The following is a 991-nucleotide window of genomic DNA, read 5'->3' on the forward strand; positions in this document are numbered from 1 at the left end:
CACCTCCTTTCTAAGGAATAAAACGGAAACCTACACATTGTGGAAACTTTGTTTAGTTTTGAGAGGTTTACTCTCAAAACAAGATTATGACGCTTATTTGGGCCTATAGCTCAGCTGGTTTAGAGCGCACGCCTGATAAGCGTGAGGTCGATGGTTCAAGTCCATTTAGGCCCATATATGGGGAATTAGCTCAGCTGGGAGAGCACCTGCTTTGCAAGCAGGAGGTCATCGGTTCGATTCCGTTATTCTCCATTGCTAACCGTGAGGTTAACGAGCTTGCACTTTGAAAACTAAATAATATCAATTTTCTTTATTAATTAACAAAACAAACCGAGAACACCGCGTTATTTTGAGTTTTTTAGAAATTAATCGCTAACTCAATTAATCGGATAATCACTTCGTGATTATCAAGGTTAAGTTATGAAGGGCGCATGGTGAATGCCTTGGTACTAGGAGCCGATGAAGGACGGGACTAACACCGATATGCTTCGGGGAGCGGTAAGTACGCTTTGATCCGGAGATTTCCGAATGGGGAAACCCAACCAACTTAGTCGTTGGTTGCTTGACTAGTGAATCTATAGCTAGCAAGCGGTAGACGCAGTGAACTGAAACATCTCAGTAGCTGCAGGAAGAGAAAGAAACATCGATTCCCTTAGTAGCGGCGAGCGAACGGGGAAGAGCCCAAACCAACGAGCTTGCTCGTTGGGGTTGTAGGACTGAACATTTGAGTTACCAAAGAGCGACGTAGTCGAAACAGTTGGGAAGCTGTGCCAGAGATGGTGAAAGCCCAGTAGACGAAACGGCACTCTCTCAGTTCAGGATCCTGAGTACGGCGGGACACGTGAAACCCCGTCGGAAGCAGCGAGGACCATCTCGCAAGGCTAAATACTCCCTAGTGACCGATAGTGAACCAGTACCGTGAGGGAAAGGTGAAAAGCACCCCAGAAGGGGAGTGAAATAGTTCCTGAAACCATGTGCCTACAAGCTGTCG

Annotated in this window: 2 tRNA genes and 1 rRNA gene; all 3 read left to right on the plus strand. The window is 46.5% G+C overall.

The features are described from left to right. The first annotated feature begins 99 nt into the window (after positions 1-99). Positions 100-174, plus strand: a tRNA-Ile gene (locus AC1DA5_RS10555). Positions 175-179: 5 nt separating this feature from the next. Continuing rightward, positions 180-252, plus strand: a tRNA-Ala gene (locus AC1DA5_RS10560). A 159-nt stretch (positions 253-411) separates the two neighbouring features. After that, positions 412-991: ribosomal RNA gene (locus AC1DA5_RS10565) — 23S ribosomal RNA — on the plus strand; the annotation flags it as partial.

The sequence above is a fragment of the Pauljensenia sp. C0254C2 genome (assembly GCF_056583835.1).